This is a genomic window from Bradyrhizobium sp. HKCCYLRH2015, from assembly GCF_051168215.1.
Lineage (GTDB): Bacteria > Pseudomonadota > Alphaproteobacteria > Rhizobiales > Xanthobacteraceae > Bradyrhizobium.
In genome coordinates this window covers 495,947-522,397 of the sequence record NZ_JBNPUO010000004.1, presented here as the reverse complement: position 1 = coordinate 522,397, position 26,451 = coordinate 495,947, and the positions used below count along the sequence as shown (strand labels likewise).

Annotated in this window: 25 protein-coding genes; 11 read left to right on the top strand and 14 right to left on the bottom strand. The window is 65.3% G+C overall.

The window, feature by feature from the left end; genetic code table 11:
- Positions 1 to 165: 165 nt before the first annotated feature.
- From uvrA to ACQR1H_RS13440, 6 genes are all read right to left on the bottom strand, one after another.
- A complete protein-coding gene (uvrA, locus tag ACQR1H_RS13465) occupies positions 166 to 3,228 on the bottom strand; it encodes an excinuclease ABC subunit UvrA (protein ID WP_434907655.1) in 3,063 nt (1,020 codons plus the stop codon).
- 277 nt (positions 3,229 to 3,505) lie between these two features.
- The gene (locus tag ACQR1H_RS13460; RefSeq protein WP_315799851.1) at positions 3,506 to 4,150 is read right to left on the bottom strand and encodes an outer membrane protein; all 645 of its coding nucleotides are present in this window, start codon (positions 4,148 to 4,150) and stop codon (positions 3,506 to 3,508) included.
- Between the two features lie 286 nt (positions 4,151 to 4,436).
- Positions 4,437 to 5,177 (bottom strand): outer membrane protein, encoded by a 741-nt coding sequence (locus tag ACQR1H_RS13455; protein WP_434907654.1) that lies wholly within the window; start codon positions 5,175 to 5,177, stop codon positions 4,437 to 4,439.
- A 212-nt stretch (positions 5,178 to 5,389) separates the two neighbouring features.
- Complete coding sequence (locus ACQR1H_RS13450; protein WP_434907653.1) at positions 5,390 to 6,175, bottom strand: outer membrane protein; 786 nt, start codon at positions 6,173 to 6,175, stop codon at positions 5,390 to 5,392.
- 283 nt (positions 6,176 to 6,458) lie between these two features.
- Positions 6,459 to 7,214 carry an outer membrane protein gene (locus ACQR1H_RS13445; RefSeq protein ID WP_434907652.1) on the bottom strand — a complete coding sequence of 252 codons (756 nt, stop codon included), beginning with the start codon at positions 7,212 to 7,214 and terminating at the stop codon, positions 6,459 to 6,461.
- Positions 7,215 to 7,407: 193 nt separating this feature from the next.
- Positions 7,408 to 8,151 (bottom strand): outer membrane protein, encoded by a 744-nt coding sequence (locus tag ACQR1H_RS13440; RefSeq protein WP_434907651.1) that lies wholly within the window; start codon positions 8,149 to 8,151, stop codon positions 7,408 to 7,410.
- A gap of 462 nt (positions 8,152 to 8,613) precedes the next feature.
- Here ACQR1H_RS13440 and ACQR1H_RS13435 point away from each other — a divergent pair, with 462 nt between their 5' ends.
- From ACQR1H_RS13435 to gyrA, 3 genes are all read left to right on the top strand, one after another.
- Entirely contained in the window at positions 8,614 to 9,114 is a 501-nt protein-coding gene (locus ACQR1H_RS13435; protein ID WP_315738108.1) for a single-stranded DNA-binding protein, read from the top strand.
- A 152-nt stretch (positions 9,115 to 9,266) separates the two neighbouring features.
- On the top strand, positions 9,267 to 9,665 hold the full coding sequence (locus ACQR1H_RS13430) for a DUF2306 domain-containing protein (RefSeq protein WP_434907650.1): 399 nt from the start codon (positions 9,267 to 9,269) through the stop codon (positions 9,663 to 9,665).
- A gap of 171 nt (positions 9,666 to 9,836) precedes the next feature.
- A complete protein-coding gene (gene gyrA, locus ACQR1H_RS13425) occupies positions 9,837 to 12,581 on the top strand; it encodes a DNA gyrase subunit A (protein WP_315799857.1) in 2,745 nt (914 codons plus the stop codon).
- A 43-nt stretch (positions 12,582 to 12,624) separates the two neighbouring features.
- Here gyrA and ACQR1H_RS13420 read toward each other — a convergent pair whose 3' ends face one another.
- Complete coding sequence (locus tag ACQR1H_RS13420; RefSeq protein WP_315799858.1) at positions 12,625 to 12,882, bottom strand: hypothetical protein; 258 nt, start codon at positions 12,880 to 12,882, stop codon at positions 12,625 to 12,627.
- 292 nt (positions 12,883 to 13,174) lie between these two features.
- Here ACQR1H_RS13420 and coaD point away from each other — a divergent pair, with 292 nt between their 5' ends.
- The 4 genes from coaD (at position 13,175) to queA (ending at position 16,350) form a co-directional block, all read left to right on the top strand.
- Positions 13,175 to 13,669, top strand: a complete 495-nt coding sequence (gene coaD, locus ACQR1H_RS13415; RefSeq protein ID WP_316178610.1) for a pantetheine-phosphate adenylyltransferase — start codon at positions 13,175 to 13,177, stop codon at positions 13,667 to 13,669.
- A gap of 68 nt (positions 13,670 to 13,737) precedes the next feature.
- The gene (locus ACQR1H_RS13410; protein WP_315711771.1) at positions 13,738 to 14,301 is read left to right on the top strand and encodes a peptidylprolyl isomerase; all 564 of its coding nucleotides are present in this window, start codon (positions 13,738 to 13,740) and stop codon (positions 14,299 to 14,301) included.
- A gap of 291 nt (positions 14,302 to 14,592) precedes the next feature.
- Positions 14,593 to 15,057 (top strand): peptidylprolyl isomerase, encoded by a 465-nt coding sequence (locus ACQR1H_RS13405; RefSeq protein ID WP_315799860.1) that lies wholly within the window; start codon positions 14,593 to 14,595, stop codon positions 15,055 to 15,057.
- Positions 15,058 to 15,255: 198 nt separating this feature from the next.
- Positions 15,256 to 16,350 carry a tRNA preQ1(34) S-adenosylmethionine ribosyltransferase-isomerase QueA gene (gene queA / locus ACQR1H_RS13400; RefSeq protein ID WP_316178612.1) on the top strand — a complete coding sequence of 365 codons (1,095 nt, stop codon included), beginning with the start codon at positions 15,256 to 15,258 and terminating at the stop codon, positions 16,348 to 16,350.
- Between the two features lie 111 nt (positions 16,351 to 16,461).
- On the opposite strand, the gene ACQR1H_RS13395 is transcribed toward queA, so the two are convergent.
- The gene (locus ACQR1H_RS13395) at positions 16,462 to 17,487 is read right to left on the bottom strand and encodes an aspartate-semialdehyde dehydrogenase (protein WP_315799862.1); all 1,026 of its coding nucleotides are present in this window, start codon (positions 17,485 to 17,487) and stop codon (positions 16,462 to 16,464) included.
- A gap of 273 nt (positions 17,488 to 17,760) precedes the next feature.
- Here ACQR1H_RS13395 and tgt point away from each other — a divergent pair, with 273 nt between their 5' ends.
- A complete protein-coding gene (gene tgt, locus ACQR1H_RS13390) occupies positions 17,761 to 18,915 on the top strand; it encodes a tRNA guanosine(34) transglycosylase Tgt (RefSeq protein ID WP_316178614.1) in 1,155 nt (384 codons plus the stop codon).
- Positions 18,916 to 19,090: 175 nt separating this feature from the next.
- On the opposite strand, the gene ACQR1H_RS13385 is transcribed toward tgt, so the two are convergent.
- On the bottom strand, positions 19,091 to 19,309 hold the full coding sequence (locus ACQR1H_RS13385) for a hypothetical protein (protein ID WP_315711782.1): 219 nt from the start codon (positions 19,307 to 19,309) through the stop codon (positions 19,091 to 19,093).
- Between the two features lie 489 nt (positions 19,310 to 19,798).
- On the opposite strand from ACQR1H_RS13385, the gene cysK reads away from it, so the two are divergent.
- On the top strand, positions 19,799 to 20,761 hold the full coding sequence (gene cysK, locus ACQR1H_RS13380) for a cysteine synthase A (protein WP_434895084.1): 963 nt from the start codon (positions 19,799 to 19,801) through the stop codon (positions 20,759 to 20,761).
- A 2-nt stretch (positions 20,762 to 20,763) separates the two neighbouring features.
- Positions 20,764 to 21,003, top strand: a complete 240-nt coding sequence (locus tag ACQR1H_RS13375) for a BrnA antitoxin family protein (protein WP_315799865.1) — start codon at positions 20,764 to 20,766, stop codon at positions 21,001 to 21,003.
- 74 nt (positions 21,004 to 21,077) lie between these two features.
- On the opposite strand, the gene ACQR1H_RS13370 is transcribed toward ACQR1H_RS13375, so the two are convergent.
- On the bottom strand, positions 21,078 to 22,538 hold the full coding sequence (locus ACQR1H_RS13370; RefSeq protein WP_315799866.1) for a caspase family protein: 1,461 nt from the start codon (positions 22,536 to 22,538) through the stop codon (positions 21,078 to 21,080).
- Between the two features lie 199 nt (positions 22,539 to 22,737).
- A complete protein-coding gene (locus ACQR1H_RS13365) occupies positions 22,738 to 23,628 on the bottom strand; it encodes a DMT family transporter (protein ID WP_316236430.1) in 891 nt (296 codons plus the stop codon).
- A gap of 232 nt (positions 23,629 to 23,860) precedes the next feature.
- Here ACQR1H_RS13365 and ACQR1H_RS13360 point away from each other — a divergent pair, with 232 nt between their 5' ends.
- The gene (locus ACQR1H_RS13360; RefSeq protein WP_315799868.1) at positions 23,861 to 24,091 is read left to right on the top strand and encodes a hypothetical protein; all 231 of its coding nucleotides are present in this window, start codon (positions 23,861 to 23,863) and stop codon (positions 24,089 to 24,091) included.
- A gap of 6 nt (positions 24,092 to 24,097) precedes the next feature.
- On the opposite strand, the gene ACQR1H_RS13355 is transcribed toward ACQR1H_RS13360, so the two are convergent.
- From ACQR1H_RS13355 to ACQR1H_RS13345, 3 genes are all read right to left on the bottom strand, one after another.
- Entirely contained in the window at positions 24,098 to 24,565 is a 468-nt protein-coding gene (locus ACQR1H_RS13355; protein WP_315799869.1) for a hypothetical protein, read from the bottom strand.
- Positions 24,566 to 24,587: 22 nt separating this feature from the next.
- Complete coding sequence (locus ACQR1H_RS13350) at positions 24,588 to 24,938, bottom strand: hypothetical protein (protein WP_315751045.1); 351 nt, start codon at positions 24,936 to 24,938, stop codon at positions 24,588 to 24,590.
- Positions 24,939 to 25,236: 298 nt separating this feature from the next.
- A complete protein-coding gene (locus ACQR1H_RS13345) occupies positions 25,237 to 25,830 on the bottom strand; it encodes a formyltransferase family protein (protein WP_315799870.1) in 594 nt (197 codons plus the stop codon).
- Positions 25,831 to 26,451: the final 621 nt, after the last annotated feature.

Genomic DNA, 26,451 nt, shown 5'->3' with positions numbered 1-26,451 from the left:
AGACGAAGCCCGCCGCTCGTGATCGAGCGGCGGGCTTCGCTTTTTGGAGAGGACGTTTATCCATCGCGCCCCTCATTGCGAGGGACAAAAAGCGACGAAGCAATCCGGAGGCTCGGGTTCGGCCCTGGATTGCTTCGCTTCGCTCGCAATGACGGCGCGACGGAACTACTCCGCCGCCTCGCTCGCCGCTCCGCGCGTGCGCTTCTTCGGCTTGGCTGACTTCTCCAGCACCGGCTTCAGGAACTGCCCGGTGTAGCTGCGCGGCGCTTTCACGATGTCCTCGGGCGGACCCCAGGCGACGATCTCGCCGCCGCCGTCGCCGCCTTCGGGGCCGAGGTCGATGACCCAGTCGGCGGTCTTGATGACCTCGAGATTGTGCTCGATGACGACCACCGTGTTGCCCTGGGCGACCAGCTCGTGCAGCACTTCCAGCAGCTTCTTGACGTCGTGGAAGTGTAGGCCCGTGGTCGGCTCGTCGAGGATATAGAGCGTGCGGCCGGTGGCGCGCTTGGACAATTCCTTGGCGAGCTTGACGCGCTGCGCCTCGCCGCCTGAGAGCGTGGTGGCCTGCTGGCCGACATGGATGTAGTCGAGGCCGACGCGGCGCAGCGTCTCGAAGGTGTCGCGCACGCGCGGCACCGCCTTGAAGAACTCGGCGGCCTCCTCGACGGTCATGTCGAGCACGTCGGCGATCGACTTGCCCTTGAACAGCACGTCGAGCGTCTCGCGGTTGTAGCGCTTGCCCTTGCAGACGTCGCAGGTGACGTAGACGTCGGGCAGGAAGTGCATCTCGATCTTGATGACGCCGTCGCCCTGGCAGGCCTCGCAGCGGCCGCCCTTGACGTTGAAGGAGAACCGGCCGGGCTCGTAGCCGCGCGCCTTGGATTCGGGGAGGCCGGCGAACCACTCGCGGATCGGCGTGAACGCGCCGGTATAGGTCGCGGGATTCGAGCGCGGCGTGCGGCCGATCGGCGACTGGTCGATGTCGATGATCTTGTCGATGTGCTCCAGGCCCTCGATGCGGTCGTGCGGCGCCGCCGCCTCGTTGGCGCCGTTGAGCTTGCGCGCGATCGCCTTGTACAGCGTGTCGATCAGCAGCGTCGACTTGCCGCCGCCGGACACGCCGGTGATCGCCGTGAACAGGCCGAGCGGAATCTCGGCGGAGACGTTCTTCAGATTGTTGCCGCGGGCGTTGACGACCTTGATGGTGCGGCGATGGTTCGGTGGCCGCCGCTCGGGTACCTCGACCTCGAGCTCGCCGGTGAGATATTTGCCGGTCAGCGACGCCGGATTGCGCATGATCTCGGCCGGCGTGCCCTCGGCGACGATGTTGCCGCCATGGGTGCCGGCGCCGGGGCCGATGTCGAGCACGTAGTCGGCGAGGCGAATGGCATCCTCGTCATGCTCGACCACGATCACGGTGTTGCCGAGGTCGCGCAGCCGCTTCAGCGTGTCGAGCAGGCGGGCATTGTCGCGCTGGTGCAGGCCGATCGACGGCTCGTCCAGCACGTAGAGCACACCCGTCAGCCCCGAGCCGATCTGCGAGGCCAGGCGGATGCGCTGGCTCTCGCCGCCGGACAAGGTGCCGGAGGAGCGCGCCAGGGTCAGGTAGTTCAAGCCGACATCGAGCAGGAAGGTCAGGCGGTCGCGGATCTCCTTGAGGATGCGGGTGGCGATCTCGGTCTGCTGCGCGTTCAGGGCCTTCGGCACCTCGGCAAACCATTCGCCGGCAGCCTTGACGGAGAGATCGCTGATTTCGCCGATGTGCTTGCCGCCGACCTTGACGCACAGCGCCTCGGGCTTGAGCCGGAAACCCTTGCAGCCGGCGCAGGGCACGTCGTTGAAGTACTTGCCGAGCTCCTCGCGCGCCCATTCGCTCTCGGTCTCGCGGAAGCGGCGCTCGATGTTGGTGATCACGCCCTCGAACGGCTTCTTGGTGTCGTAGGCGCGAACGCCGTCCTCATAGGTGAACTTGATCTCGTCGTCGCCGGAGCCGTGCAGCAGCGCGTTCTGCGTCTTCTTCGGCAGATCCTTCCACTTGGTGTCGAGCGTGAACTTGTAGAACTTCCCCAGCGCGGTCAGCGTCTGCAGGTAGTAGGGCGATGACGACTTGGCCCACGGCGCGATCGCGCCCTTGCGCAGCGTGACGTCCTTGTCGGGGATCACGAGGTCGGCATCGACGTGCTGCTCGACGCCGAGGCCGCCGCATTCGGGGCACGCGCCATAGGGGTTGTTGAACGAGAACAGCCGCGGCTCGATCTCGGGGATGGTGAAGCCGGACACCGGGCAGGCGAACTTCTCGGAGAACAGGATGCGCTCGGGCCCGCTCTTGTCGTGGATCTTGGCCACCTTCTTCTTCTCGTCATGGCCGGGCTTGACCCGGCCATCCATCTCCTTCGAAGAGGATGGATCACCGGGTCTCGCGCCTTCGGCGCGGCCCGGTGATGACGAGGAAGGGGCTGCATCCGCGAACTCGATCACGGCCAAGCCCTCGGCGAGCTTCAGCGCGGTCTCGAAGCTCTCCGCCAGGCGCTGGCCGATATCGGGGCGCACGACGATACGGTCGACGACGACATCGATGTCGTGCGGGAACTTTTTGTCGAGCGTGGGCGCCTCGGCGAGCTCATGGAAGGTGCCGTCGATCTTGACGCGCTGAAAGCCCTTCTTGAGATATTCGGCGAGTTCCTTCTTGTACTCGCCCTTGCGGCCGCGCACGACCGGGGCCAACAGATAGAGGCGGGTGCCTTCGGGCAGCGCCAGCACGCGGTCGACCATCTGCGACACGGTCTGGCTCTCGATCGGCAGGCCGGTGGCCGGCGAGTAGGGCACGCCGACGCGCGCCCACAGCAGGCGCATGTAGTCGTAGATCTCGGTGACGGTGCCCACCGTCGAGCGCGGATTCTTCGAGGTCGTCTTCTGCTCGATCGAGATCGCCGGCGACAGGCCGTCGATCTGGTCGACATCCGGCTTCTGCATCATCTCGAGGAACTGGCGTGCATAGGCCGACAGCGATTCGACGTAGCGGCGCTGGCCCTCGGCATAGATGGTGTCGAAGGCGAGCGAGGATTTGCCGGAGCCGGACAGCCCGGTGAACACCACCAGCCTGTCGCGCGGGATCTCGACGTCGATGTTTTTCAGATTGTGCTCGCGGGCGCCGCGGATGGTGATGGCCCGCAGGCTCGACTGGTTGGCTTGCGCGCGCTGCTTGGCCTTGAGCACTTCATCCATGGCGATCGTCCCACGGCGCAGAGTCGCGCCATCGTTGCAGGCGCGTTTCGCCGGGAGCCGGCCATCGGACGCCAGGGGGAAAAGGTATCGTCGGAACGTAGGAAGAACGTGGCCGGATTTCCAGTACCGTCAGCGAATCATCAACAATGCGCTCAGGGAATGGCAGCGAATGGCAGGAGGCTGCCGGTTCCGTCCGGCCCTGTGCGCGATCCCGCAAAGAAAAAGCCTCCGCTCTGGCAGAGCGGAGGCTGTGTGCGTTGGCCCGGAGGCGACGTTCTTAGAAGTGGTAGTTGATGCCGACCTGACCGGAATGCACGTTGAGCGTGCCGGTCGCGAGCGTGCCGAGGCCGGTGAAGGTGTAGCTCTCGCCACCGAAGCTCTTGTAGAGGTACTCGCCCTTCAGCGACCAGTTCGGGGCGAACATGTACTCGACGCCTGCGCCGACGGTCCAGCCCGAGTGGATCTTGCTGTCCGAAACGGCGACGCCGGGAGCCGTCAGCGAGATGCGGTTGTCGGCCCAGGCGTAACCGCCGGTGGCGTACAGCAGGGTCGGGCCGAAGGCGTAACCGATGCGGCCACGGACGGTGCCCCAGTCACGGATCTTCGATTCGGCGGTCACGCCAAGCGCGCCGACGGAGGCATTGATGTCAGCCCAGGCAGCATCGGCCTCGAGGCCGAACACGACAGCACCCTGCTGCCAGTTGTAGCCGACGGTGCCACCGGCGAAGCCGCCCTTCATGGCCGCAAAGTCAGCATCCTCATTGGCGTAGCCACCCATCGCACCGATGTAGAAACCGGTCCAGGTCTGCACCGGCGCGAGAACCGGGGCCTTGGTGTAGGTCGGGCGTGCGGCGAGATCAGCGGCGGCAGCGGGAGCGGCCAGGGCGGCCAGGGCCACGGTCGCGAGCAAGATCTTCTTCATTCCAGTCTCCAGTTTATTCCTCGAAGTCCGCATCGCACCGATAAGCTTACGCACGAAACAGACTCACCCGTTCAAGTTGACGAGGTTCCTATAGCCCGGTTCCGTACGGAATACCGTCACCCTGAAGACACACTCGCGGCCAAACCGCGTTTTTACGGCCCAGTTCCAGAAAGCCTATGTTACTCAATTGCTTGGTTCCGTGTGTGGCGAGCCGGCACGGTGGTATCGGTGCAACAAAAAAGGCCGGCTTTCGCCGGCCTTTCTCGGAACCTGTCGGTTGCAGGTATCAGTATTTGGCAATGACCGGGCCGCCGAAATGGTAGCTGAGGCCGACCTTGACGGTGTGGACGGTGTCCTTCCACTCGGAGCGGTTGGTCGCGAAAGCGCTGTACTGGATCGCGCTCTTGCCGAAGTCGAGATAGTTGTACTCGAGCTTGGCTGACCAGTTCGGGGCGAACATGTATTCCGCGCCGGCCCCGACCGTGTAGCCCCAGCGGGTGGTGGTCTGGCTGAAGACGTTGCCCGGCACGCCGTCGTAGCGGTGCTGCAGTTGGCCCACCGCCGCACCGCCGCTGACGAAGAACAAAGCGGGGCCGACGGCATAGCCGAGGCGGCCCTTGATGTCGCCGAAGCTGGTCAGCTTGGTGAAGAAGGTGTCGCCCACGCCGGCATTGACCACTGCGGAGCGGCCGTTGATGTCGGCCCAGTGATAGTCGCCTTCGAGGCCGAACACGACGTTGTCGACCTGCCAATTGTAGCCGAGCACGCCGCCGACGAAGCCGCCATTGGTGTTGTAGTTCTGGGTGCCCAGGAAGCCCGGCGCATTGAAGCGGCCAAGGAAGGTTTCCTTGCTGGTGCCCCAGCCGCCGCCGCCCTGGATGCCGGCGTAGAGGCCCGACCAGCTCAGGATCTGCGCGACCATGGGCGGCGCCTTGGTGTAGGGCCGTGCCGCCATGTCGGCCGCCGACGCGGACGTGGCGGCCGCGACGCCGGCGAGGGCCGTCGTGATCACAAGCAACTTCTTCATCAAATTCTCCCCCGGGAGGTTGGAATGACAAGCGATGGGCAAGTCATACACAGGGCATCCCGGAGACGCTGTAACGCGCCCGCCACAGAAACGAAAAAGCGTTATAAATCATATATTTAGCACAAAAACGCCGCGACGCTGCCGGGCTGTTGACACGAAAAAGGCCGGCGTGGAGGCCGGCCTTTCCGAATGCGTGCGAGTGGCGGCTTTTTTCAGTAGCGGGTGCCCATCGGCGCTCCGAATCGATAGTTCACTCGGACGGTCGCCATGTCGATGTCCTGCTTGATGGTGTCGACGCGCGACAGCACGGTGGCGGTGGCCGGGAAGCTGATGTCGCGCGAGCCCATGAACAGGTGGTCGTACTCGACGGCGACCGACCAGTTCGGCGCGAAGCCGAACTCGACGCCGGTGCCGACGGTGCCGCCCCAGCGGGTCTCGCTGGCGGAATCCAGCTGCGTGCCGACCGGGAAGGGCGCAGCCGCATTCGCCGTGCCGGTGTATTTGTTGTGGGTGACGGCCGCGCCGCCCTTCACGTACCAGAGCACGTTGCCCCAGGCATAGCCGACCTGGCCGGTGAACAGGCCGATCGCATCGGTCTTGGTGGTGTTGGTGATGCCTGCAGCCAGCGCAGCCGTGCTCGCGTTCGACGACTTCAGGTCGGTCCAGTCGCCCTGGGCCTCGACGCCGAACACCCAGCTCGCCGCCTGCCAGCGATAGCCGACCTGGCCGCCGATGAGTCCGCTCGAGGCATTGTGGCAGCCTTCGGACTGGGTCGGCACGACCGGCACGCCGCCGACGCGATTGAGCGTCCAGCAGTTGTGGCTCCAGTCGGCGCCGCCATTGACGCCGAGGTAGAACCCGGCCCAGCTCGGCAGCGGCGTGACATAGGCCGGCGGCGGCGCCTTGCTGTAAGGGCGCGTCGCGAAGTCGGCCGCGGAGGCCGGCGCCAGTCCCAGCGCCGCGGCTCCAGCGGTCAAGATCAAGGTCGTCTTCTGCATTCGTCTCTCCCCAGTCCCATAACTGTCCTCGCACCGGATCCCTCCGATCCGGGCCCACGCGAAGGTGGCCTGTGGCTGGTTGTAGGAGAGACTGCTTTCTAAACTCGTGATCGGCAGCAGGCGTGCGGCGGGATGTGTCGAACGTGCTTAAGCGCGGGTAAAGATCGCGGCCGTCGCGCCGATCGTGGAGCTGTCCGAGGGCACGCATGGTGAGCGCCTGGCGCGTCAGGCCTCGAGTGCCAGTCTTCGAGCGCGCCAGTCTTCGAGTGCCTATCCTCGAGGGTCAGTGCTTGGAGACGACGGGACCGCCCCAGCGATAGTTGACGCGGACCGTCGCCATGTCGACGTCCTGGCCGACCGCATCGGTCCGGCCCGCGGCTCCGCCGGGAACACCGGAGAAGCCCAGGGTGCGGTTGCCCATGAACAGGTGCTCGTATTCGGCTGCGACCGACCAGTTCTTGGCGAAGCCGACCTCGACACCGGTGCCGACCGCAGCCCCCCAGCGCGTGGCGCTGGACTGGTCGAGAGCCGCGCCCGTTGCCGTGGCGAGACCGTTGTACTTCTCGCTTGCGACCGCGGCGCCGCCCTTTACGTACCAGAGCACGTTGTTCCAGGAATAGCCGACCTGGCCCGTGAACACGCCGATGCCGTTGATCTTGGTCTGGTTGGTCACGGCCGGGGCGAACTGGCTGGTGTTGCTGCCCTTGAGGTTGGCCCAGTTGCCCTGACCTTCGACGCCGAATACCCAGCCGCCAGCCTGCCAGCGATAGCCGATCTGGCCGCCCGCCAGCGCGCCGGTCGCATCGTGGCAACCCTCGGCGTTGGTCGCAGCGACACCTGCGAAGCTGACCTTGTTGGTCCAGCAGGTGCGGGAGGATGCGCCGCCGGCGTTCAGGCCGAGATAGAAACCACTCCAATCATAGATCGTTGTGATCATCGCAGGCGCTTTGGTGAAGGTGCGCGCGGGCAGATCGGCAGCGATGGCCGGCGCAATCCCCAGCGCCAGCGAAGTTGTCGCCCCCAGCAACAGCCTTCTCATCGCATTCCCCAAACCAAGTCCGACGCCCGCACGCACGCTCTCACCAACGCCCACCCGCCGGACCTTGATAGCCCCTTCCGCCGTAAAAAGCCGTCACCCAAAGGACACAACGGCTCGGCAAGTACCGGTTCTGGCACGCAAAAAAAGGCCGGCGCGAGGCCGGCCTTTCGACATATTCGCTCTTGGCGTGCGATCAGTAGCGCGACATGCCCGGACCACCGAAGTGGTAGGAGATGCCGGCCTTGACGGTATGGACGGTGTCGCTCCACTCCGAGCGGTTGGTCGCGACCGGGGAGTACTGGATCGAGCTCTTGCCGAAGTCGAGATAGTTGTATTCGACCTTGGCCGACCAGTTCTGCGCGAACATGTATTCGGCGCCAGCGCCGATGGTCCAACCCCAACGCCAGTCGTTCTGCACGAAGACATTGCCCGGAACGCCATCGTAGCGGTGCTGCAGATCGCCGACCGTGGCACCGCCGCTGACGAAGAGCAGCGCCGGGCCCATCGCCCAGCCGAGCCGGCCCTTGATGTCGCCAAATCCGCGCAGCTTGGTGAAGTAGGTGTCACCGACGCCAGCGTTGACCACGGCCGAGCGGCCGTCGATGTCCGCCCAGTGGTAGTCACCCTCGAGGCCGAACACGATGTTGTCGACCTGCCAATTGTAGCCGATCACGCCGCCGGCGAAGCCGCCGGTGATGTCGTAACGCTGCGTCCCGGCGAAGATGGCTGTATTCGGCGCACCGAAGAAGGTCTCATCGCTGCGGCCCCAGCCGCCGCCGCCCTGCAGACCGAGGTAGAAGCCGGCCCAGGTCGGAAGCGGCGCCGGCGCCATCACCGGGGCCTTCGTGTACGGGCGGGCGGCGAGATCGGCGGCTCCCGCCGGCGTCAGCGCCCCCAAAACCATCAAGCTGACAGCTCCCAGAAAAATTCGTTTCATCCCAAGTCTCCCGCGTTGGGCGTCTCCAAAATGGTCCCCGGAGACGCTCGTCTGTGAAGTTGGTGCGACCACGCCTGCGGCCCCAATCCGTCCGCAAATATACGCGATTCAACCCTGGATACCGTCTCCCAAAAGCCACAGGCGAGGAGGAAGTGGGGCGCGCTAACTTTATGAAAGTTAATCCCTTTTTCGTGATTAGGGGAACTTTTTCCGGGTTCCGCAAAGGGAACTTTCGGTTCCTTCGAGTTCCATGGAACTCGACGCATGGTTGTAGTCATATGGATACGAACAAAACTGGAACAATGGCGATCCGCCTGCTATATGTGGATAAGCAATGGACGGGGCGGGTGGACCGCGCGGCAACCGTATAGGGTCCGCCGCGAGAGGAAGGGTTAGCCACCGGACGCCGTGAGGCCGGTGTGGACGGCCGGTCCGATGATCGAGAACCGCGGGAGAGTGGTGATGGCGGGTAGTGTGAACAAGGTGATTCTGGTCGGCAATCTCGGCAAGGACCCCGAGATCCGGCGCACGCAGGATGGGCGGCCGATCGCCAATCTGAGCATTGCGACGTCGGAAACGTGGCGCGACAAGGCGACCGGCGAGCGCAAGGAAAAGACCGAGTGGCACCGCGTGGTGATCTTCAACGAGGGTCTTTGCAAGGTCGCCGAGCAGTATTTGAAGAAGGGCGCCAAGGTTTACATCGAGGGCGCGCTGCAGACCCGCAAATGGACCGATCAGAGCGGTGTCGAGAAGTACTCGACCGAGGTCGTGCTGCAGGGCTTCAACTCCACCCTGACGATGCTCGATGGCCGGGGCGGCGGCGGTGGCGGCAGCTTCTCCGATGACATGGGTGGCGGCGATTTCGGCAGCAGCGGTCCGTCGATGGCGCCGCCGCGCCGCGCCGTTGCTTCGGCCGGCGGTGGCGGACGCAACAGCGACATGGACGACGACATTCCGTTCTGAGGCGCGTGCGTCCTCGGTCGATACAAGGTGGCTTTCGTCCGTGACGGGACGGGAGCCGGGGCGATCACCTCGGGTCTCGCATTGCAGACGATCGCGCGCGTCTGACGTTTGGTTTGCCTGAGCTGTGCGTAACTTGACCACCGGGGTGTTGCATGAGCTTCGCACCGCTGCTCGCCGCCGAACCCGCCGTCCTGCTGCACGCGGTCGCCGCGATGACGGCGTTCGCACTGGGGCTGCTCCAGTTCGCAGCCCCGAAAGGGACCTTGCCGCATCGAACGCTCGGCTGGATCTGGGTCGCCCTCATGGCTGCCGTTGCGGCCAGCTCGTTCTGGATTCACACCATCCGGCTGGTGGGTCCTTTCAGCCCGATCCACCTGCTGTCGATCTATACGCTGGCCGTGCTGCCGCTTGCGGTGTGGGCTGCGCACCGCCATCGGGTGGCGGCCCATCGCCGGGCCATGATCACGCTGTTCTCCGGCGCCCTCGTGATTGCCGGACTGTTCACGCTCATGCCTGGACGGATCATGCACAAGGTGGTCTTCGGCCCATAGCCAAACAGGGTTCCCGGAGCCTGCCATGGGCGGCCGCGGCAACCGGTTAAGTCCCTGGAAAGGCGAGCAGAAAAAGCGCGCTCCGAACCCCCTTGGGGGTGGCTAGCGGCAGCGCCATGCGCTATATGATTCCAAGCGATTTTCGCGTGTCAAAACCGACCGGTATCCCCTTTGTCCGATAAAGAAGATGAGAAGCCCGGCGAGCCGGGCGGACCTTCCGACATTCGTCCCGTTTCCATCCTCGACGAGATGAAGCGCTCCTACCTCGATTACGCGATGAGCGTGATCGTGTCGCGAGCGCTGCCCGATGCGCGCGACGGCCTCAAGCCCGTGCACCGGCGCATCCTGTATTCGATGTACGAGCAGGGGCACACGCCCGACAAGAAATACGTCAAGTCCGCGCGCGTGGTCGGCGACGTCATCGGTAAATACCATCCGCATGGCGATCAGTCGATCTACGACGCCATGGTGCGCATGGCGCAGGACTTCTCGATGCGCGTGCCGCTGATCGACGGCCAGGGCAATTTCGGCTCCGTCGACGGCGATCCCCCCGCGGCCTATCGATACACCGAAGCGAAGCTCGCCAAGTCGGCGATTCCGCTGCTCGACGACATCGACAAGGACACCGTCGACTTCCAGGCCAACTACGACAATTCCGACAAGGAACCGTCGGTTCTTCCGGCCAAATATCCGAACCTGCTGGTCAATGGCGCCGGCGGCATCGCGGTCGGCATGGCCACCAACATCCCGCCGCACAATCTCGGCGAGGTGATCGATGCCTGCATCGCGCTGATCGACAATCCCGCGCTCACGATCGACGACCTCATCAACATCATTCCAGGGCCGGATTTCCCCACCGGCGGCATCATCCTCGGCCGCGCCGGCGTCCGCTCGGCCTATCACCTGGGCCGCGGCTCGATCATGATGCGCGGCAAGGTGACGATCGACACGATCCGCAAGGATCGCGAGGCGATCATCATCTCCGAGATTCCCTACCAGGTGAACAAGGCGACGATGGTCGAGCGCATCGCCGAACTGGTGCGCGAAAAGAAGATCGAAGGCGTCGCCGACCTGCGCGACGAAAGCGACCGCGACGGCTACCGCGTCGTCGTCGAGCTGAAGCGCGACGCCGTGCCGGACGTCGTGCTCAACCAGCTCTACAAGTTCACGCCGCTGCAGACGAGCTTCGCCGCCAACATGCTGGCGCTCGACGGCGGCCGCCCGCAGACGATGACGTTGAAGGACCTGCTGACGATCTTCGTCGCGTTCCGCGAGCGTGTCGTCACGCGCAGGACCAAGTTCCTGCTCAACAAGGCGCGCGACCGCGCTCATATCCTGGTCGGCCTTGCCGTGGCCGTCGCCAATATCGACGAGGTCATCCGGGTCATCAGGACGTCGCCCGATCCTGCGACCGCGCGCGAGGCGTTGATGTCGCGCGACTGGCCGGCGCGCGACGTCGAGGCCATCATCACGCTGATCGACGATCCGCGCCACCGTCTTTCCGAGGACGGCACCATCCGGCTGTCGTTCGAGCAGGCCAAGGCGATTCTCGACCTGCGCCTGCAGCGCCTGACGGCGCTCGGTCGCGAGGAGATTTCCGACGAGCTCGACAAGCTCAAGGTCGAGATCAACGACTATCTCGACATCCTGCGCTCGCGGGCGCGGGTACAGGGGATCATCAAGGACGAGCTCGCCGCTGTTAAGGCGGAGTTCGGCACGCCGCGCCGCACCGTGATCGCCGAGCAGGAAGGCGAGGTCGAGGACGAGGACCTGATCCAGCGCGAGGACATGGTCGTGACCGTGTCGCACGCCGGCTACACCAAGCGCGTGCCGCTGTCGGCGTATCGGGCGCAGCGCCGCGGCGGCAAGGGCCGCTCGGGCATGCAGACCCGCGAGGAGGATTTCGTCAGCCGGCTGTTCGTGGCCTCCACGCACACGCCGGTGCTGTTCTTCTCGTCGCGCGGCCAGGTCTACAAGGAGAAGGTCTGGCGGCTGCCGATCGCGGCGCCCAACGGGCGTGGCAAGGCGCTGATCAACATCCTGCCGCTGGAGCAGGGCGAGCGCATCACCACCATCATGCCGCTGCCGGAGGATGAATCCTCCTGGGCCAATCTCGACGTGATGTTCGCGACCACCGGCGGCAACGTCCGCCGCAACAAGCTGTCGGATTTCGTCGACGTGCGCCGCTCCGGCATCATCGCGATGAAGCTCGACGAGGGCGAAGAGATCGTCAACGTTCAGATCTGCACCGAGCGCGACGACGTCCTGCTCACGGCGTCGGGCGGGCAGTGCATCCGCTTCCCCGTCACCGACGTGCGCGTCTTCACCGGTCGGACCTCGATGGGCGTGCGCGGCATCGCGCTCGCCGGCGGCGACAAGGTGATCTCGCTGTCGATCCTGCGCCATGTCGAGACGACCTCGGACGAGCGTACGGCGTACTTGAAGATGCGCCGGGCGATGTCGGGCGATGCTGCCACCGAGGAGCCGGTCGAGGCCGAGGGCGAGGAGGCGGCCGCTGGCGCGATCCAGCTGTCGCAGGAACGCTATGTCGAGATGTCGGCGCAGGAGCAGGTGGTGCTGACCGTCTCGGTCAACGGCTACGGCAAGCGCACCTCGTCCTACGAGTACCGCACCACCGGCCGCGGCGGCAAAGGCATCGTCGCGATGTCGGTCAACAACCGCAACGGCAAGCTCGTCGCCTCATTCCCGGTCGAGGATGGCGATCAGATCATGCTGGTGACGGACAAGGGGCAGTTGATCCGTTGCCCCGTCGACGGCATCCGCATCGCGGGACGCTCGACGCAGGGCGTCATCGTGTTCGACACCGCCGATGATGAGCACGTCGTTTCGGTGGAGCATATCGGCGAGGAGGCCGAGAACGGCAACGGGAACGCTGACCAGGCGAATGGCGAATAGGGCGTAGCGAATAGCGGACGACGCAGGTCTTTCGCTGTTCGCCTCACTGCGTCCGCTCGACCGAGACCATCCTGGCCTCGCGGATGGTTCCCCGGGTTCCGGCGCTGCGCAGGCAGCCCGCCTCGAAGTTGGGCCAGGCCTGCTGCGAGCAGTCGCGGCCGATCGGGCGGATGTCCAGGCGGTCCGCCTTGGCCAGCGGACGCGGCACGCTGGCTTCGACCTGGGGAGCGAAGCCGGGCAGGAGGGTGATGCCGGCAGCCACCAAGCCGGCTGCTGCGACTGCAGATAGCGCTTTGATCATGACGGTCCCCTGTCTGGGCCGTTCGGCCCGTGTTCGTTAACGATTTGATAACCAGATCGGGTTTCGAGACGTCTTCGCGGGACGGGCGAATTGGTTTCGTCTCGGCGCGAGCGTGTTTCATGTCGGATGTTCCGACGAAACAATCGCGGTAGCCGACCACGGTTCCGGCCCATCGGCGTCGCACCTCGTTCCATCGCAATGCAGTCTCTCGGCCGCTCTTTGCCCATCACAGCCACGCCAGCGTGCCTGACGGCGGCTTGCCGGCCTGTTCCGGGCGGTATAGGACGAGCGCATGCAACGCATTGCGCTCTATCCGGGCTCGTTCGATCCCGTCACCAACGGCCATCTCGATGTGGTCCGGCAGGCCGTCCACCTCTGCGACCGCCTGATCGTCGCGGTCGGCGTGCATCACGGCAAGAAGCCGCTGTTCTCGACCGAGGAGCGGCTGGCGATGGCGCATGAGATCTTCGGCCCCGTGGCAGCCGCGGCGGGCTGCAGCTTCGAGGCTTCGACCTACGACAATCTGACGGTCACGGCCGCGCAAAAGGCCGGTGCGATCATGATGATCCGGGGCCTGCGCGACGGCACCGATTTCGACTACGAGATGCAGTTGGCCGGCATGAACCAGACCATGGCACCGCAGGTCCAGACGGTGTTCGTTCCAGCCTCGGTGGGTGTCCGTCCGATCGCAGCCACGCTGGTTCGCCAGATCGCCGCCATGGGCGGCGAGATCTCGCATTTCGTGCCGCCGTCGGTGGTCGAAAGTCTCAAGGCCAAGTTCAAGTGATCCTTCAGGCACCGGCCGCTTCCGGCGGTGCCTTCCTCTCCACATCGTCTCATGTCATCGGAGTTGCCATGATCCGCGCGCTCGCTTTCGTCTTCGCTCTCGTCTTCGCATTGCCGGCGCTGGCCCAGTCGCTGCCTGCCGGCCTCGACAAGCAGAATGCCCTGGTCATCGACACCACCAAGGGCCGCATCATCATCAAGCTGCGCACCGATCTGGCGCCACAGCATGCCGAGCGGCTGAAGACGCTGGCGCGCGAAGGCTTCTACAACAACGTGCCGTTCCACCGCGTCATGGACGGCTTCATGGCGCAGACCGGTGACGGCCAGAACTTCAATGGCACCGGCGGCTCGAAGTACCCGAACCTGAAGCAGGAGTTTTCGTCAACGCCGTTCAAGCGCGGCACCGTCGGCATGGCGCGCCGGGGCGATAGCGTCGATTCCGCCAACTCGCAGTTCTTCATCTGCTTCGGCGATGCCTCCTTCCTCAACGGCCAATACACCGTGATTGGCGAGGTCGTGCAGGGCATGGACGTCGTCGACAAGCTCAAGAAGGCGCCTCCGGGCTCCTCGGGCGGTGCCGTCACCGATCCGGACAAGATGGTGAAGGTTCAGGTCGCCTCGGACATCAAGTAGAGGCAGAGCAGGGGGACACCCGGGTCTCGCGCCCGGTTCCCTTGGGCCTTAAGGAACCTTTTGCCACGTCGCGGCGGCATGCCGATTCTGCCGGCCCGCCACATCGACAGGGCCGGTGGCTTCAGCTTTAAACGCATTGGGTCTATTCTGGACCAGCATCGCGGGCCTCGTCGTGCTCGGATTGCCGTCAGGAGGGGTGACGGCCGCACATGGGAAGGCGCCGCGACATTTCAGACCCAGGATTTGCTTTGTCCTGACCCCCGTCAATTCTACCAAAACCGAGAGACCAGCATGGCTGTGACCGAAAATACCTTGATCCTCGAGACCACCCAGGGCCCCGTCACCATCGAGATGCGTCCCGATCTCGCGCCCGGCCATGTCGCGCGCATCAAGGAGCTCGTCCGCGAGGGCTTCTACGACGGCATCGTCTTCCACCGCGTCATCGACGGCTTCATGGCGCAGACCGGCTGCCCGCAGGGCACCGGCACCGGCGGCTCCGGCAAGAAGCTGAAGGCCGAGTTCAACGCCGAGCCGCATGTTCGCGGCACCGCCTCGATGGCGCGTGCGGCCAATCCAGATTCAGGCGACAGCCAGTTCTTCATCTGCTTCGACGACGCCCGCTTCCTGGACAAGCAGTACACGGTCTGGGGCAAGGTCACCGAGGGCATGGAGAATGTCGACAAGATCAAGCGCGGCGAGCCGGTGCAGAACCCGGACAAGATCGTGAAGGCCTACATGGCCGCCGACGCGGCGTAACCAACGACCCTCTCCATGAACACGCCTCTCGGCGTGTTCATGGTCGGTGTGCAGTACCGCCCTCGGCTTTTGACCCTCATGGTGAGGAGCGTGCGCAGCACGCGTCTCGAACCATGAGGCCACAGTCGGGCCTCATCCTTCGAGACGCGCTGACGCGCTCCTCAGGATGAGGTTTTCGACGGTCGTTCCAGAACGACGATGCGCACAGACCTCTTCGACTTTCAGCTGCCCCCCGAAAACATCGCGCTGCGGCCGGCGAGCCCGCGCGAATCCGCGCGCATGCTGGTGGTGCAGGGCGATGGCGTGCTGCGCGACCGCACGGTCGCCGACCTGCCGGACTGGCTGGAGCCGGGCGATCAGCTCGTCGTCAACGACACCAAGGTCATCGCCGCTCAGCTCTCAGGACGCCGCATCAGCCGCGAGACCGAGGCGAAGATCGAGGCGACCCTGATCAAGCGGCTCGACGGCTCGCGCTGGCAGGCGCTGGTGCGGCCCGCCAAGAAGCTCGCGCCAGGCGATACGATCCGTTTCGGCAACGAGGGCAAGGTCTGCCTGCTCGGCCATCTCGACGCCACCGTCGAAGCCAAGGGCGAGGAGGGCGAGCTGACGCTGTCCTTTGTGTTTCATGGGCCCGCGCTCGACCAGGCGATCGCCGATCTCGGCCGGCCGCCGCTGCCGCCCTACATCGCCGGCAGGCGGCCCGCAGACGAGCAGGACGCGACCGATTATCAGACCATGTTCGCGGCCAAGGAGGGCGCGGTGGCGGCCCCCACCGCCGGACTGCATTTCACGCCGACGCTGGAACGGCGGCTGCGCGAGCGCGGCGTCGGGCTGCAGCGCGTCACCCTGCATGTCGGCGCCGGCACCTTCCTGCCCGTGAAGGTCGATGACACCGAAGGCCACCGCATGCATGCGGAGTGGGGCAGTCTGACGCCTGAGACCGCCGCTGCGCTGAACCAGGCCCGCGCCCAAGGCGGCCGCATCGTCGCGGTCGGAACGACGTCGCTGCGGCTGCTCGAGAGCGCGGCGCAGCCCGACGGCACGATCGCACCGTTCGAGGCGGAGACGTCGATCTTCATCACGCCCGGCTATCGCTTTCGCGCGGTCGACATCCTGATGACCAACTTCCATCTGCCGCGCTCGACCCTGTTCATGCTGGTCTCGGCCTTCGCCGGGCTCGAGACGATGCAGGCGGCTTACGCGCATGCGATTCAAAGCGGCTACCGGTTCTATTCCTACGGCGATGCGTGTCTGCTGTTCCGCCAGCCGGACGAGCGGGTCGTCGAGCCGTAGAGCGCAGAAACGTAGGGTGGGCAAGGCGGCGCCGAAGGCGATGCGTGCCCACCGTCTATCACCCGCTTTCGCGGGTGATGACAGTGTTGGTGAGGAGGGTGCGTGGCCGCCTCACGCCATGGCCTGCTCCGGCAAGAGCTCGGCGATCTGCACCGCATTCAGCGCAGCGCCCTTGAGCAGCTGATCGGCGGCGACGAACATCGCGATCGAGTGACCTGACGGATCGGACAGATCCGTCCTGATGCGGCCCACCAGCACGTCGTCCTGGCCGGAGGCGTCGACCGGCATCGGGAAGTAGTTCTTCGCGCGGTCGTCGACCACGCGCACGCCGGGCGCGGTCGCCAGGATGCGGCGGACGTCGTCCTCGGTGATCGGCTTCTCGCATTCGAAGGTGATCGCCTCGCAATGCGCGCGCAGCACCGGCACGCGGACGCAGGTGACGCCGACGGCGATCCCTTCATCCTCGAAGATCTTGCGGGTCTCGTTGATGACCTTGGTCTCTTCGTCGTTGTAGCCGGTGTCGGGATCGATGGCGGTGTTGTGGCTGAACAGGTTGAAGGCGAACGGGTGCGGCATCACCTTGGGCGCATAGACCTGGCCGTTGAGGCTCGCGCGGGTCGACTGCACCAGCTCGTCCATCGCCGCCGCACCGGCGCCGCTGGCGGCCTGGTAGGTCGAGATGATCATGCGCTTGATGCGGTTCTTCTGGTGGATCGGCCACAGCGGCACCAGCGCCGTGATGGCCGCGCAGTTCGGGTTGGCAATGATACCCTTGTGGTCGCGGATGCGGCGGGCGTTGATCTCCGGGATGACCAGCGGAACGTTCGGGTCCATCCGGAAGGCCGAGGAGTTGTCGACCACCACGGCGCCGGAGCGGACCGCAATCGGCGCAAACTTCTTGGAGATGCCGCTGCCGGCCGAGAACAGCGCGATGTCGACGCCTTCGAACGAGCGCTCGTTGAGCTCCTCGATCACGATCGTCTGGCCACGGAAGGTGAGGGTCTGCCCGGCCGAGCGGGCGCTTGCCAGCGCCTTGAGCTTGCCGACGCGGACATTACGGCGGTCCAGGGTGGCGATGAACTCGGCGCCGACGGCGCCGGTGACGCCGACGATGGCAATGGTGGGATCGTGAGGCACGTCTTCAAGTCTCCGGTTGGAATCTGGACATAAAAAAAGCCCCGGACCTTCATCAGGCGGGGCTTCGGTTCGAAGATGGTCGCAATCGAGTTCGACTACGCGCGCACGCCTCCCGAGGCCCGCAAGGGCTTGGTGGTTTTCGTCGTGCGTTTGGTCGAGGTCGACATGGCGCCGGACCATAGGGGCGGCCGGAACCGCCGTCAACGGCCGAAAGGCACCAAAACAGCGCCATCGCGGTTGAATCGGGGGCGGTCCTGACGCAATAAGCCGGCCATGAGCTCCTCGGTCAGCGACCTTCCCAACCATTTCGAACTGCTCGGCACAGACGGCGCGGCCCGTACCGGCCGGCTGACGACTCCGCACGGCGTGGTGCGCACCCCGGCCTTCATGCCGGTCGGCACCGCCGGCGCCATGAAGGGCATCCACTGGCGCGACGTCCGCGAGGCCGGCGCCGACATCGTGCTGGGCAACACCTATCACCTGATGCTGCGGCCAACGGCAGAGCGCATCGCCGCCCTTGGCGGCCTGCAGCGCTTCACCGGCTGGGGCGGTCCGATGCTGACCGATTCCGGCGGCTTCCAGGTGATGTCGCTGTCGGGCTTGCGCAAGGTGACCGAGCAGGCGGTGACGTTCCGCTCGCACATCGACGGCGCGAAGATCGAGCTGTCACCGGAGCGCGCCATCGAGGTGCAGCGCCTGCTCAACTCCGACATCGCGATGCAGCTCGACGAATGCGTGCGGCTGCCGGCCGAGCGCGACGATATCGAGCGCGCGATGCGGCTGTCGCTGCGCTGGGCCGAACGCTGCCGCCGCGCCTTCGAGAAGGCGCCGGCAGGCTACATGCTGTTCGGCATCGTGCAGGGCGGCGATGTGCCCGCATTGCGCGTCGCCAGCGCGCAGGCGCTGGTCGAGATCGGATTCCACGGCTATGCGATCGGCGGCCTGGCCGTCGGCGAGCCGCAGGCGGTCATGCTCGAGATGATCGAGGCGACCGCGCCGGCGCTGCCGGCCGACCGTCCGCGCTACCTGATGGGCGTCGGCACGCCTGACGATCTCCTGGAGTCGGTCCGGCGCGGCATCGACATGTTCGACTGCGTGCTGCCGACCCGCAACGGCCGCCACGGCGTCGCCTACACGCGCTTCGGGCCGGTGAACCTGCGCAACGCGCGTCATGCCGACGATGACAGGCCGCTGGATGAGGAGAGCCCGTGGCCGGCGGCGCGCAGCTATGCCCGCGCCTATCTGCATCATCTGATCAAGGCGGGCGAGGCGCTCGGCGCGACGCTGCTGTCGGAAATCAACATTGCCTATTTCCAGCAATTGATGGCCGGGATGCGCGAGGCGATTGCACAGGGGCGGTTCACGGAATTCTACGAGCGCACCAAGGCCGATTGGGCGCGCGGCGACATCGCCTCGCGCGCCGGCTGACGGCCGCTTCAGGTGAAGCCCGTCAGCTTGTTGTGAGCCCGGCCCTGTGCGCCGGCCCTCATGAAATTGTGCTGATCATGCACTGCCGACCGGCTCGATGGCCGACGGTTGCGTTATCCTCGGCCATCGAACGGCCGTGACATCACGTCGCGGAACTCTCTCGCCCTGGGGCCGTTCAGTTGCAGACGAAGCGGCTTTTCACGGAGTGCTTGGTGACGAAGCCATAGCCGCAGGTGTCGCAGGTCCAGAGATAGCTGATCGCATTGTCAGCCAAATATGCCGACGCCTCCGCGGCAATCATGGAGTCGGCGCAGACCGGGCATGTCGGCAGATCGCAGCCGCGGGGATTCGGGCGGGCGGTTGCGGTCGACACGAGATCAGCGAGTGCTGACATATTGACCTCCTGGACGATCTCTTTGTTGGCGATCTCTGCTTGAACGACGTCAATTTCGAAAAGGGTCGATTTCGAACAAGTCGCGTTCGAACGGGTCTATTTCCGACGAGTCCAACTTTCGCGGATATCAAATCCGTCACACAAAGAGTTTTGTCTGGGTGGTCTGTTCTTATATCTATTCTACAACGGCGCTGTCGTTTGGCACGAACGCCCCGATTGTATCACTCCGAAGATGACATCTTGCTGATGTCCGCCCGGGTTGCAGTCGACCTGCACCGTGAATCTTCATCCGGCTGAAATCAAGCATACACCGAGTTTATTGACCTTGTCGCAACACAAATGCGTTGGTTTTTCGCAATTTAGCCACGACTTGTTGTGCGCCGCGATCGTCCTAAGATCGCGCAAACGTGCTTGCGCAGCGCAACAGGCTCGCTGAAGATGGTCAGAAGCGTTGTCGACGTCGCGCGGGGCGCGCAGAGGAGTGATTTCATGGAGTCGTCAGCACAGCGTCCAGGACGCGGGCGCGTATTTGATTCAATTGTCGACGCGTTCGGCAATACGCCGATTGTGCGGTTGCGAAAGCTGCCGGAGCAACATGGAGTCAAGGCGACCATCCTCGCCAAGCTGGAATACTTCAATCCCGCCGCGAGCGTGAAGGATCGGATCGGCGTCGGCATGATCCTGGCGATGGAGCAGGCCGGCGTGATCAAGCCCGACACCGTGCTGATCGAGCCGACCTCGGGCAATACCGGCATCGCGCTGGCCTTCGTCGCGGCGGCGCGTGGCTACAAGCTCAAACTGGTGATGCCGGAGTCGATGTCGGTGGAGCGGCGCAAGATGCTCGCCTTCCTCGGCGCTGAGATCGTGCTGACGCCGGCGTCGCAGGGCATGAAAGGCGCCATCGCCACCGCCGAGGAGTTGTTGCGGACGACGCCGAACTCGGTGATGCCGCAGCAGTTCAAGAACCTCGCAAACCCGGACATCCATCGCCGCACCACGGCCGAGGAGATCTGGAACGACACGGCGGGCAATATCGACGTGTTCGTCGCCGGCGTCGGCACCGGCGGCACCATCACCGGCGTCGGCCAGGTGCTGAAGTCGCGCAAGCCCGGTCTCAAGGTCGTCGCGGTCGAGCCGGAGGAGAGCCCGGTGCTGTCGGGTGGGCAGCACTCGCCGCACAAGATCCAGGGCATCGGCGCCGGCTTCGTGCCGGACATTCTCGACCGCTCGGTGATCGACGAGATCGTCAAGATCAACAGCACCACCGCCATCGAGACCTCGCGCGCGCTGGCCCGCACCGAGGGCATTCCCGGCGGGATCTCCTCGGGCGCGGCGATTGCAGCCGCGATCGAGATCGGCAAGCGGCCGGAGAGCGCGGACAAGACGATCCTGGCGATCGTGCCGTCGTTCTCGGAGCGCTATCTGTCCACCGCGCTGTTCGAGGGGATCTGATCATGGCCGACCAGCCGCGGCGTCCGCGCACGCTCGCTGACGCCCGTACCGAGGCCGAGGCCGCGTTCAAGAAGGTGACCACCAAGCCGGTGGAGGCGCCGCCGAAGAAGGCGGCGGTTCCTGGTGTGCGCGAGCAGGTGACGTTGCGGATCGACCAGGACGTTCTCGAGCACTTTCAGTCTCAAGGGCCGGGCTGGCAGGACCGCATCAACGCGGCGCTGCGCAAGGCGGCAGGGCTCTGAGGGGCGGCTGCATTCTAACGAACAAGCCCGGAGCTCGTGCTCCGGGCTTTTTTACGGGGGAAAGACGAAGTCGCTTACCGGCGCAGCGCGCTGCCGAGCACACCGCCCATCATGCCACCGATGAAGGCGGCGCCGGCGGCGTTGCCCGAATTGTCCTGCGGCGGCGGATTGCGATAGACCGGCGCACCCTGAGGCGGCGGGCCGCCGGCAGCCACGTTGCCGGCCGGCTTGGCACGGCGCGGCCTGGCCTCGTCGCCGACTGCGGCGGTCGCCGGCGCGGGCTGCGGCTCTGCCAGCAGCGCCTTGTGCTGCAGCTTGGTCAGGAATCCAGTCGACGGATAGCCTCGGGCCGCCTGCCAGCGCTTCATGACGCCGCGGGTCTGGTCGTCGAACACGCCGGTCATCCTGGTGTCGAAGCCAAGACCGGTCAGCCGCCGCTGCACGTCGCGGCGCTTGGTCTTGTCGAGGCCGATCTGATCCTCGCTGACCTGAGTGCCTTCCTCGGTGTAGGTGGCGGGATCGACGCCCTTGGCGACGTTGCGAGTGGCGGTGTTGATGGCGCCGCTTTCGATCGCGGCGATGCGCGCCATCGCCAGCGACTTGAACTGCCCGTTCGGGTAGGTCGAGAGGTAGGCGTTCAGCTCTTCCGGCTTGTTGGAGTCCTTCACCGAGCGCCAGAATTCGAGCTCGGCTTCGCCTGCGGTCACGGTGGCCGTCGCGACGGCCGGCGTCGTCCCGGCCGTGGCGGCCGTTGCAGCAGGGGCCGCCGCCGGGTTGAGGTAGACGGCGCCGATCAGGTTGGTATGCCCCCAGGGCAATTGGCCCTTGCTGGTCTCCTCATTGACCTGGGCGCGCACGGCGGTCATGGCCTGCTGGATCTCGATGCCGGGCTGGGCGATGTGCGAGATCAGCGCGCGGGTGAACGGGCTGTTGGCGCCGGCCTCGCCGTCGAGGGCGGTCTGGCCCGGGCCGGTGGCGAACGCGATCAGCGTACCCTCGCCGGACTTCATCTCGGCCAGGCCGGTCTGCACCGACACGCTGCGGGTCGGCGAGTTCGACTTGATCTTGGCGGCGAACGGATTGTCGCGGCAGGCATCGAGGAAGACGAGCTTGACCTTGGCGTCGCCCATCGTCTGGTCGAGCGTCACGTCGATGTTGATGGCCGAGCCCAGCTTGACGTCCATCTCCGATTTCAGGTCGGCGTCGACCGGCAGCAGGTAGTTGGTGCCGGCGATCGCAATGCCGTGTCCGGCGTAATAGAACACCGCGATATCGGCGCCCTGCGCCTTGCGACCGAAATCGAGCAGCTTCTCGGTCATCTTGTCGCGGGTGAGATTGGTGCCCTCGACGACGTCGAAGCCGACGTTGCGCAGGGTGGCCGCCATGGCCTTGGCATCGACCGGCGGGTTCGGCAGTTGGGCCACGCTCTTATAGGCGCCGTTTCCAACGACAAAGGCGACCCGGCGGTCGGCCTTGGCGGCTTCAGCGGTCAGCACCACGCAGAGCAGGGACAGGGCGACGGTGAGATAGCGCATCAGGAGATCCCCCAACGATCAAGCGAAGCGTTCACTGCAGCATTTGTCGCGGATCGGCGCCAAAAGTCTTGTTCCCGGTCAAAAAATCACGCTTCCGCCATAAACCAGTTCGCGGGTGTTGCGCCAGATCCACGACGATCGCGTGTAGTGCGGCGGTTCCGTGATCCGGGTCACGCCGCTTGAGGGGATGCTCGGCGCCTCAGGTCCCTGCCGAACTGCCCATCGGCACCGGCCGAGGCTGCGGCGGACGCAGGTTCAGCAGGTTTCCGGCGAGAATCAACGCCGCGCCGACCACGGTCAATCCGTCGAGACGCTCCGCATAGACCAGCCAGCCGACAGTGGCGGTCAGCGGAACGCGGAGGAAATCCATGGGCACCACGATGGTGGCGTCGGCGTAGAGCAGCGCGCGCGCCATGCAGAAATGCGAGAAGGTGCCGCAGAGGGCGACGAGCAGGATCCAGCCCCAGGCGGTGGCCGATGGCGCCGTCCAGAATACGAGCGAAGGGATGAGGCCGGCGACGGATTGCACCACCAGCATCCAGAAGATGATCGACACGGTGGGCTCGGTGCGCGTCAGCAGCTTGACCAGTGCGATCGAGATACCGAAGCCGACCGCGGCGGCCAGCGCGATGAGCTGTCCCGGATTGATCGCCCCGGTATCCGGGCGGACGATCACGACGACGCCGACGAGGCCGAGCCCGATCGCCGCCAGCTTGAACAGGGTGATGCGTTCGCCGAGGAAGGCCGCCGCCAGCAGTGCCGTCCAGATCGGCATCGTGAACTCGATCGCCACCACCTGGCCGATCGGGATCAAGGTGAGCGCGAAGAACCAGCCGAGCTGCGCGCCGTAATGGACGAGGTTGCGCGCCGCGTGCTGCTTGAGCCGCGAGGTGCGCAAGGTGGCAAAGCCTCCGCTGAGGGCGATGACCGGCGAGAGCATCACCAGGCCGATCAGGCAGCGCAGCTCCATCAGCTCGAACACGTTGAGCTCGCGCATCGCTTCGCGTCCGGCCACCGCCATCACCAGCATCAGGCTGAGCCAGCCCGTCATCCACAGTGCGGCAATCAGTTTCGAAGCGGGACGATTCATGCGGTGGCGGGGAGAGCGAGGACGGCGGCGAAGGCGGGCTGTATCACCTCGCGCGCAGAGCAATGCAAACGAAATCAACGGTGCAGCGCACCAACGCCGCTGCAGGCTTTGCTCGCGACGGACGCGCGTCATCGAGAAAAACGTGGAGTGTGGCTGTGTTTCGTCCTAAAGCGACCGCCGCGATACAGCCCGCGAACAGCACAACACAGTCTAAGGCAGCCAGAGACGAGACATGACCGAACGCGCCGCTTCAGCCGACTTCGTGACCGCCTTTGCCACTGGCTGGCCGGAGCGGGAGCCTCATCTCATGGTGCTGTCGCTGACCACCCATAAAGGTGTTCAGGACTTCGCCATGACGCGGGAGCAGGCGCTGCTGGTCGCCAAGACCATCAAGCGCACCGCCGCGCAGCTTGCTCCGCCGCCGTCCGCAGGTGCGGTCCCCGGCGCCAGGCGCGGCAGTTGATCGGGATCACCGCGACAGTGAAATGTTGGCTGCGCGGAACTGGCTGTCGGCCCGGATCGACACGGACTGCCTCTTGCCGCGGGTGGCGAGCGCGATGTTGGCGTTGAAGCCGGCGGTGGTCGCGAGCAGCTGGAAGTTGCCGCCGCCGCCACGGCCCTGCAGCACGCCATTGATGCCGCGGCTGGTCTCACTCCAGGTTCCCGAGATGGCCGAGCCCTCAGCGATCACCTCGGCCTGCAGCCCGAACTTGTAGGCATCGCTGGCGCAGGTCAGGACGAGCGTCATCCGCGGTCCCGAGACGCCGTAATTGGCCCGGCACCGGATGCGCTCGGTTGAGCCGTCCTCGAGGGCAACCGTGCCGCTGCCGCCCCATGTTCCGGCCATGCCCGTGAAGGGACCAGGGTCGGCATGCCCCGGCGAGGCGGTCACGCCCGCCGTCAAAACAACGGCGGTGGCCGCGACCCGCCGCACCATCTTCAGGAGCGTGTGCGCGCCGTTACAGGCGCGAAGCCTGCCAGCGGCCGCTGCAGGGGATGCCTGCCGAGGCGCCGTTCCACTTGCCCGAGCCAGAATTGCCGTTGAGCTGCCCATTCGCATATGCGCCATTGATGGAGACCTTGACGAGGCCTTCGCGTCCAATCGAACCCGACACATTGGCGCCAGCCGCAGAAATCTTACCGTCTGCGACGATCAAGGTCGAGCTGGCCGTGGGCTCGCAGCTGCCACTGTTGGTGACGATCGTCACCTGCCACTGCCCGTCATAGGGCGACTGGGCGAATGCGGGGGCGGCCGAGCTGCCCACCAGGATCGACGCGGCGAAAGCCATTCCAATGCGGTCGAGACGCATGAATCGTTGTCCCTCAAATGTCGTTGATCACGACCTTATTTGGAAGAATTGTGACGAAAATTTGCCGCAGCGCCACAACGGATTTTTATCGAGCAATTTCAGTCCATTAACGATTAATGCGGAACCCGGCTTGGAGGCATTCGGGCGGCATTGTGCGCAAACTGCGCCTTCGCCCACGGCATAAGCGGGCGAACGCCCACATCTTTCCGCTGACCGCCCATGCTGCCGTTCGCAGGGCACCGCGAGGGCGCCAGCGGGGAGGATGTCCACAACTTATCAGGGCGATGCGATCAGATGCTCAGTGCGGGGTGAGGCTGGGCGCCTTGGTCGCGAACTGCTCGTCCTGCGGCTTGGCCGGAATCGCGCCGGTCGCCTTGGCCGATTCGACGACATCGCCGAGCAGCTTGAGCCCGAGCGGTGCGAGAGCGCGCTCCCACAGCTCGCGCGCGGTCTCTCCCTTCTTGACGAAGCACCATTCCTGGGCGGCGATGGCGCCCGCATCCATGCGGTCGGCGAGGTGATAGATGGTGCCGCCGGCGATCGGATCGCCTTCCTTGATGGTCCACTCCACCGCAGCGATGCCCCGGTGACGCGGCAGCAGCGACGGATGGTAGCCGATGCCGCCGAGCCGGGCGGCTGCCACCGCCTCGTGAGTGACGCGGGCGTGGCTATGCGCCGTGACGATCAGGTCCGTGCCGGGGGCGATCTCGCCGGCGGGCACGACCTTCGGATTGGCCTGGACCACGACCTCGATCCCGGCCGCCCGCGCCGCGGCTGCAAGCCGGTCCTCGCCATCATGAACGACGACCCGCGCGATCTCGATTCCTCTCTCGCGCAGCATGTTCAGTGTGGCGACACCGAAATGGCGGGAGCCGACGAGAGTGATGCGCATGGCCAGGGATCTTCCACGGTTGGGGGCTGGATCCGGTCGGAGGCTCTGACCGGGCGAAACGGGTCAAACCAAGCCTTGGCCTCCAGGTCAAGCGCCTGCTGGGCCGTCGTCACAGTCTGGCTTCGTCCGGCCGCCGGAGGCGCTGTGGGACCCAAACGGGAAAGGGGAAGGCCGCTCCGAGCCGGAGTTGGCGGGGACCCTCACGCCTATTGGCGCGCCGATCGCCATGGTCGCCATCAACCTGGCCGCCATCAAGATGCAGGCCGAGACGACCGTGGCGGATGACACGCCCTCGTCGGTACCGACGGCGGCCTCAGATGAACCGGGACGTCAGGACAGGTGCCGGAAATTCGCCTATAGGTTGTGTATAGACCGGTGCTGCATCACGGCATATTGCTCGACACAGCTCAACTAAAGGCGCCGAGCTATCAACTGTACTGATGAGGACAACCGAAGATGCCGCTCCTGTCGGCTCAACGGGCGCGATCTGGTCGGTCTTCGAACGCAATTTACTGGACCCATGGCTGAAGAGGTCATCTAACTTCTGGTTGTGTTATCAGTTGGCGCGTCTGCGTAGTAAAACTGACGCTTCTGCGTATGACGAATATAATTTCTTAAAGC